General features: G+C 67.5%; 8 protein-coding genes. 5 read left to right on the top strand and 3 right to left on the bottom strand.

The window, feature by feature from the left end; all coding sequences use genetic code 11:
* Positions 1–234: 234 nt before the first annotated feature.
* Positions 235–1,050, top strand: a complete 816-nt coding sequence (locus SM757_RS12890) for a GNAT family N-acetyltransferase (RefSeq protein ID WP_322465773.1) — start codon at positions 235–237, stop codon at positions 1,048–1,050.
* Positions 1,051–1,057: 7 nt separating this feature from the next.
* Here the strand turns inward: SM757_RS12890 and SM757_RS12885 are convergent, their stop codons facing one another.
* Positions 1,058–1,954, bottom strand: a complete 897-nt coding sequence (locus SM757_RS12885) for a PhzF family phenazine biosynthesis protein (RefSeq protein ID WP_322465772.1) — start codon at positions 1,952–1,954, stop codon at positions 1,058–1,060.
* Between the two features lie 197 nt (positions 1,955–2,151).
* Positions 2,152–3,384, bottom strand: a complete 1,233-nt coding sequence (locus SM757_RS12880) for a patatin-like phospholipase family protein (RefSeq protein ID WP_322465771.1) — start codon at positions 3,382–3,384, stop codon at positions 2,152–2,154.
* Between the two features lie 397 nt (positions 3,385–3,781).
* Between SM757_RS12880 and SM757_RS12875 the strand changes: the two genes are divergently transcribed.
* Both SM757_RS12875 and SM757_RS12870 read left to right on the top strand, forming a co-directional pair.
* Positions 3,782–4,357, top strand: coding sequence for a hypothetical protein (locus SM757_RS12875; protein ID WP_322465770.1), 576 nt, complete (start codon positions 3,782–3,784; stop codon positions 4,355–4,357).
* A gap of 74 nt (positions 4,358–4,431) precedes the next feature.
* Complete coding sequence (locus tag SM757_RS12870) at positions 4,432–4,758, top strand: hypothetical protein (protein ID WP_322465769.1); 327 nt, start codon at positions 4,432–4,434, stop codon at positions 4,756–4,758.
* Positions 4,759–4,822: 64 nt separating this feature from the next.
* Here SM757_RS12870 and SM757_RS12865 read toward each other — a convergent pair whose 3' ends face one another.
* A complete protein-coding gene (locus SM757_RS12865; protein WP_322465768.1) occupies positions 4,823–5,197 on the bottom strand; it encodes a VOC family protein in 375 nt (124 codons plus the stop codon).
* Positions 5,198–5,328: 131 nt separating this feature from the next.
* On the opposite strand from SM757_RS12865, the gene SM757_RS12860 reads away from it, so the two are divergent.
* Entirely contained in the window at positions 5,329–5,763 is a 435-nt protein-coding gene (locus SM757_RS12860; RefSeq protein WP_322465767.1) for a VOC family protein, read from the top strand.
* 364 nt (positions 5,764–6,127) lie between these two features.
* Positions 6,128–7,195 carry an NAD(P)-dependent alcohol dehydrogenase gene (locus SM757_RS12855; protein WP_322465766.1) on the top strand — a complete coding sequence of 356 codons (1,068 nt, stop codon included), beginning with the start codon at positions 6,128–6,130 and terminating at the stop codon, positions 7,193–7,195.
* Positions 7,196–7,200: the final 5 nt, after the last annotated feature.

Raw genomic sequence — 7,200 nt, 5'->3', positions numbered from 1 at the left:
CGCTGGTCGATGCGCGCTGCTCCGAGGCGCTGGCCGCGCGCTGGCGGCTGCCGCTGGCGCTGCACCCCGACGCCGGGCACGACCTGCCGCTGGACGACGGCGGCTGGGTGGTGGAGCGCATCGCGCGCTGGCTGTCGGCGCGAGGCTGAAACCCCGCCGGCGCCGGGGTGCCGTCATCGCTTCGTCATGCGGGCTTCACGGCCTTGTCATGGCCGCTGCCCAGCATGGCGGGCCATGGAACACACGCTCATGCTCCCCGCCGCGGCGACCTCCGCCCCCGACCCTGCAGTACTTCCGGACCGCACCCGGCCTGCACGGCTGGAGGCCGTGTGGGCCCGGGACGAGGAAGACCTGGCCCAGGCCCAGCGCCTGCGCTACCAGGTTTTCGCCGAGGAGATGGGCGCGCGGCTGCGCCCTGCCCCCGGCACGCCTGAAGGGCACGACGCCGACCTGTTCGACCGCTACTGCGAGCACCTGCTGGTGCGCACCCAGGCCACGGACGACGAGCCCTCGCAGGTGGTGGGCACCTACCGCGTGCTGACGCCGGAAGGCGCGCGCCAGGCCGGCGGCTACTACAGCGACCTGGAGTTCGACCTGGTGCGGCTGCGCCCCATGCGGCGCCACATGGCCGAGCTGGGCCGCTCGTGCATAGACGGCCGCTGGCGCAGCGGCGGCGTGATCCTGCTGCTGTGGTCCGCGCTGGCGGCCTTCATGCAGCGCAACGACTTCCAGGCCGTGATCGGTTGCGCGAGCATGTCCATGCGCGACGGCGGCCACGCGGCCGCGAGCCTGTGGGAGCAGTTGCGCAAGACGCACCTGGCGCCCGTGGACCTGCACGTGCGCGCGCGTCTGCCGCTGGCGTCCTTGCGCAAGGATTTGCCCGTCGAGGTGCCGCCGCTGATTCGCGGCTACCTGCGCTGCGGTGCCCAAGTGCTGGGCGCCCCGGCCTGGGACCCCAACTTCAACACCGCCGACCTGCCGCTGATGCTGCGGCTGCGCGACCTGCCGGCGGCGTACCGGCGGCATTTCAGTGGGGTGAGCGGGGTGTGAGGGGATCTCACAAGGCGATGCGCCCCTCCACGCACGTCACGGCCTGCCCGCCCACGCGCACCTGCCCGCCTTGCAGGCTCACGCTCACCCGCCCCGCGCGCCCAAGCATCGAGCCCTGGGCCGCGACGTAATCCGGGCCCAGCGTGGCGGCCTGGCCGCTGTCGCGGATGAACACGCCCACGCAGCCGTTGCCGCTGCCGCACACCGGGTCTTCCACCACGCCGTGGGCGGGCGCGAAGGAGCGCACCTCGATGCCCGCGGCGGCGCCGGCCGGCCAGGCGCCGAACACCGTCACGCCCGTGTTGTGGTCGCGCATGTCGCGCAGCTTCATGCGGTTGAAGTCGGGGCGGCAGTCCAGCACGGCTTGGGCGTCGGCGAGCTGCGCGACGATCCAGCGCGCGCCCACGTCGATCAGGCGCGGCACCGCCTCGCCGCGGCGCACGGGCGCGCCCAGCACGGCTTCCAGCTCGGCGATGGCCGCGTCGTCCAGCGGCGTGACCACGGGTTGGGGCAGCTCGAAAGCGATGCGCTGCGCGCCCCCGCGCTCGCCGCCGGACACCTGCAGCCGCACCAGCCCCGCCTCGCACTCCTGCACCAGCGCGCCGTCGCGGGCGCTGACCACGCCCGCCTCCAGCAGCGCGTGCGCCGTGCCGATGGTGGGATGGCCCGCGAAGGGCAACTCGCCGCCGGGCGTGAAGATGCGCAGCCGGTAGTCGGCCTGGCCGCGGTGCGCCTGGCTCACCGGGAGCACGAAGGTGGTCTCCGACAGGTTGGTCCAGTTGGCGATGGCCAGCATCTGCTCGGCCGTGAGGCCCTCGGCCTCCATCACCACGGCCACCGGGTTGCCCTTGAAGGGCACGGAAGTGAAGACGTCGACCTGCTTGAACGGGGAGCTGCGGGACATGGAGCCATCCTGGTGAGTTGTGTCGCGGCGCACGGGTGCCGCGGCGATGGCCCGCATGCTAGGTGGCGAGCGCAACGGGCGGCAGGTGCAGCGGGTGGCGATATCGACCGATACAGCGGTGTACGAGGCCCGCTGGCGGGCCGAACCGCAGCCCGGCTGCCATTCGGCCCGCAAGGCCATGGCCGCCGGGTGCTGCGTCAAGCCGGCTGCGTCGCCTGCGCCTGCTTTGCCTCTACCGCCTCGGCCGGTGTCTCCTCCCGGGACTGCACCCGCCGCGCGTCGTAGAAGTTGAACCCCGGGTCGCGCGTGGTCGCCTGGCCGGCTTCGAGCAGGGCCAGGGCGCGCTGCATGTCCTGGCGGCCGGCCTCCCAGCGCTCGGCGATGGAGGCGGCGGAGAATTCCAGCGTCTTGGCCGAGACCTCGTGCGCCGGCGGGTGGTAGGCCAGCAGCACCATGTCGGTGTCGGCACCGCGGGCCTCGCGCTCCAGCAGGCGCATCTCCTCGGCGTCCAGCTCCACCGCGTGGCCCGTGCGCTGCAGCGACTGCGCCAGCAGCCGCCTGAGCCGGTACTCGCGCCGGAACGCCTCGATGGTGCGCAGCGACTGCGAAGCAAACGCAATGTCCTGCACCCGCTCCAGCGCCGTGTCCATGGAGGACGGCCGCCCGCCGCGCACGTCGAACAGGTCCACGGCGATACACAGGTGCGGCCCCGGCGGTGGGTCGCGCAGCAGCGGGTCCAGCGGCAGGTTGCACAGCATGCCGGGGTCGCCCAACAGCCGGCCGCCGATGTCCACCGGCGGGAAGCCGGGCAGGAAGGCGGTGCTGGCCAGCACGTGGTGCGGCTCGATCGCCTGCTCCCGGGTGTCGAAATAGACGCCCTCGCCGCTTTCCAGGTCCACGCTGCCAATGGTCAGCGGCAGCGCCGCGGTGTTGAGGAAGTCCCAGTCCATGACGCGCTCCAGCGTGGCCAGCAGCGGGTGGCCGTCGAACAGGCCCACGTCCGGCGGCGTGCCGGGCAGCAGGGAAAAGAAGCCGCTGGGCCGCGGCCGGAACAGCCCCGGGCGCCCGGCCATCACGGTGTGCAGCGTCTGCAGCTTGTTGAGCGTGTCGCGCACCTGCCCGCCCGTGGGCAGCGTGCCCCAGGGCGACCAGCGCGCGGCCTGCTGCCAGAACTCGCGCAGCTTGGCCGCGCGCTGAGCCGGCGGGTTGCCGGCCAGGATGGTGGCGTTCACGCAACCGATGGACGCGCCGCTGACGCGGTCCAGCGCGTAGCCGGCTTCCAGCAGCGCCTCGCAGGCGCCCGCGCCATAGGCGCCCAAGGCATTGCCGCCGGACAGCGCCAGGCTCACGTACCGCGCCGGCCCGCTGGCGGCCGGCACCGTGCGCTCGCCCGCGCCGGTGGAAGAGGAGGAAACAACATGGAGATTCATTGCTGCAGTGCAGCAACGCGTATGCCCGCGGTTTGATGAAGTAAATGCCCGCTCCGATTTTCCGAATGCCGCGTTTATGAACATTCAATGACTTTCTGCCTAGGACATTCCCCATCACCGCTGGCTGAATATGCCGGCAACCTTGTGGGGGGTATTGATCCCCCTCCCCCGTGCGCCGACCTTTGGGGGTGGTCGGGCCATTCTGGCTGCCTAAACTGCTCGTCATTCCGCAACGAAATCCCAACGCCAATAGCCCAGGCTATTCAGGACAGTGAGGCGGCGGAATAAAACTCCAAAAAGACAGGGTCATCCCACCAAACTGCCTCAGGCGGTTTCAAGGCAAGGAAATCGACATGCAACCCAAATCTCCCACGCTCGCCTGTTCGCCCTGCTGGGCATGTCCGCTTTTGCCGCTGCGTCGGCCATGGCGCAAAACGATCCGGCCAATGACGCGGAAGTGGAAATGGGCAGTGCTCCGGCCGTGACCAGCCCGCAATCGGCCGGCAAGCACTGCGTGGCCGAATTGCAGCCCATGGCCGAAGGCGCCAAGGCCTCTGCAATGGGTAAGGTGGAATGCCACGCCACGTTTGCGGCGGCCATGGCGGCGGCCACGCAAAACACGGTTGCGCTGGCGGCGGATGCCACGCCGCAATCTCTCAAGGAATCCGACGTGGCGGCTGCCGCCACCCGCGTGATCGGCGTGGACTACGACGGCCGCTATTACGGTGGCGCGAGCTTCATCTGGTACGCCAACAATATCTACGGTTGTTATGGCGGCCGTTCCTATGTTGCCAACATGCCCGGCGCCTTCAACAACCGCCTGACCTCCACGCGCGGTTTCAATGGCTGCAACCGCAATACCAGCTACGACGGCTACTGGCAGACGGGCGACTGGGTTCGCTGCTTCCCCAACTGCTATTTCGTTGGTTCCTTCATGAATAACCGCGCCTCGTCCAAGCGCTGGTCCTGGTAAGCGGCCGGGGGTATGTTGTCACGCCAAGGCGCCTGCGGGCGCCTTTTTCCTGGACGTCCGAAACGTGCCAAGGCGTGGCAAAGCTGACGGCCGTGGCGGGAGGGGCCGGCGAGCGGAGGTGCGGCATCGCCGATAATCCGCCTTTGAACCTTCCCTTGAGAGCAGCCTTGAAAACCTTTGACATCGAAGTCCAGCGCCTGAAGTCCCTGCGGCACGACAAGGGGCTCATAGAAATCGGCGTGGACGCCCTGGTGCTCCCGCGTTCGGCGCGCGACGAATCGCCCACCACGGTGGTGAGTTTGCCGGTGGACCAGGCGCGGGCCCTGATGCTGCTTTTGAAACAGCAGTTTGCGGAGCTGGACAAATTGCAGCCGCGGAGCCGGCGGTCGGGGCGCTGCTGAGGAATGTGATTCGGGGTTCCAAACGCGGTGCAGTTGGGAAAATCGGAAATATCTCCGCTCTGGGTCAGGTTACGGGTTCATTGCAAACCGCCTCGATATTGTGCCCATCCGGCCCAATCACGAACGCCGCATAGTAATTCGCATGGTATTGCGGCCTCAGCCCTGGCGCCCCATGGTCTTTGCCGCCTGCCGATAAAGCGGCCCGATAAAAATCGTCCACCTGCTGCCGGGTTTCCGCTCTGAATGCAAGGTGAAGATGCGCCGGCTTTTCCTGGGTTTGAAACAAACACAGGGTGGCCCCGCCTTTTGAGCCGATTTCCACGCCGTAGCTCGGCAGGCCTTCGGAAAGCAGGGTGACGCCCAGCGGCGCCAGTGCCTTGAGGAAAAATGCCTTGCTGGCCTCGTAGTCGGTAACGCCGAATTTCACGTGGTCGAACATTGAATTCCCTTCTGAAGTGCCTGTAGTCAAAATTTTATTAAAATTATTTCATTGAGGGCGCAATGGTCTATGGTTTTGTTTTTTGATGAAGGGTCTTTTATGCTTCTCCTGGTCAAAAACCAGGAGCCTCCATGGAAACCACCGAACTGCGCCGCGGCCGCCTCATAGACCACATCCACCTCGTCGTCCATGATCTTTCCGCCAGCCGGCGGTTTTATGAGGCCCTATTGAAAACCCTGGAAATTCCCATGGGCGGCAGCGGCGACAGTTATTTCTGGGCCGACGAATTGTTCATTTCCAGTGCCGACAGCCCCGCTGCCCAAGGCCATTTGACCGGCCGCATCCATTTGGCCTTCCAGGCCCGCGATCACGCCATGGTCGAGGCCTTTTACAAGGCCGCGATGGAGAACGGCGGCCGCGACAACGGCCCGCCCGGTGAGCGTCCTTACCACCCCGGCTATTGCGCCGCCTTTGTCCTGGACCCGGACGGCAACAATATCGAGGCGGTTTTTCATGGGCCGGCCCAGCGCAGTGCGGATTCGGTGAAGATCACTTTCGACCGTTGAGCAGATTGACAGGGGGTGATGCTCAAAATCCCCAATGTGCCTCCGGCGCCAGGCCATCCTGCTGCCGCAGGGGAATGCGCACCGAAAACTCGCATCCCTTGCGTCAATATGCTTGGCGTCCATGCCGTACCTTTTGTGCTGACAGGTTTCACATTCGGAAAATCCACGCCTCGTGGGCAGTGACGCCTGTAGGCCGGGGACGGCAATCGGTGCTTCCATCGATTCACGGGCATTGGAACGTCGGCGCTATTGAGCGTTGGGCGTTGGGCGCTGCACGACTTCACCGTAGGTAACGGCCGGCGGCTGATGCCCGGCTCATGATCGCCCCGCCTGTCTCTCCTCAACGCTTGAAGGAGCTCCATTCATGATCGCCACCCGCGGCTACGCCGCCGTTTCCGCCACGTCCCCGCTGCGCCTGTTCGGCTTCGAGCGCCGCGACCCGGGGCCGCGCGACGTGCAGATCGAAATCCTCTACTGCGGCGTGTGCCACTCTGACCTGCACACCGCGCGCAACGAGTGGCAGAACACGGTCTATCCCAGCGTGCCCGGGCACGAGATCGTCGGCCGCGTCACGGCCGTGGGCGCCGAGGTGACGCGGTTCAAGGCCGGCGACATCGCCGGCGTGGGCTGCATGGTGGATTCCTGCCGCGCCTGCAGTGCCTGCCGCGAGGGCCTGGAGCAGTACTGCGAAACGGGCTTCACCGGCACCTACAACGGCCCGGCCTTTGGTGGCGGCGAGAACACCTACGGCGGCTACTCGGAAGTGATCGTCGTGGACGAGGCTTTCGTATTGCGCGTGAGCCATGCGCAGGACGACCTCGCCGCCGTCGCGCCGCTGCTGTGCGCGGGCATCACCACCTACTCGCCGCTGCGCCAATGGGGCGCCGGGCCGGGCAAGAAGGTGGGCGTGGTCGGCCTCGGGGGCCTGGGCCACATGGCGGTGAAGATCGCCCACGCCATGGGCGCCCGGGTGGTGCTGTTCACCACCTCGCCCGGCAAGACGGAGGACGCGAAGCGGCTTGGGGCCGACGAGGTGGTCATCTCCAAGGACCCGGACCAGATGGCCGCGCATGCCGAGAGCTTCGACATGATCCTGGACACCGTGGCCGCGCCCCACGCCCTGGACGCGCTGCTGGTGCTGCTCAAGCGCGACGCCACGCTGGTGCTGGTGGGCGCGCCGGCCGAGCCGCATCCCTCCCCGCAGGTCTTCAACCTCATCTTCCGGCGCCGCCGCCTGGCAGGCTCGCTCATTGGCGGCATCGCCGAGACGCAGGAAATGCTGGACTTCTGCGCCCGCCACGGCCTGACCTCGGACATCGAAATGATCCGCATGGACCAGATCAACGAGGCTTACGAGCGCATGCTGCGCTCGGACGTGAAGTACCGGTTCGTGGTTGACATGGCGTCGCTGCGGGAGCAGAGCGCGGCGTGACGCCC

The sequence above is a fragment of the Azohydromonas lata genome (assembly GCF_034427735.1).
Classification (GTDB): Bacteria; Pseudomonadota; Gammaproteobacteria; order Burkholderiales; family Burkholderiaceae_C; genus Azohydromonas; species Azohydromonas lata.
The sequence above is the reverse complement of the archived record's forward strand: the minus strand, read 5'-3'. Positions and strand labels throughout refer to the sequence as shown.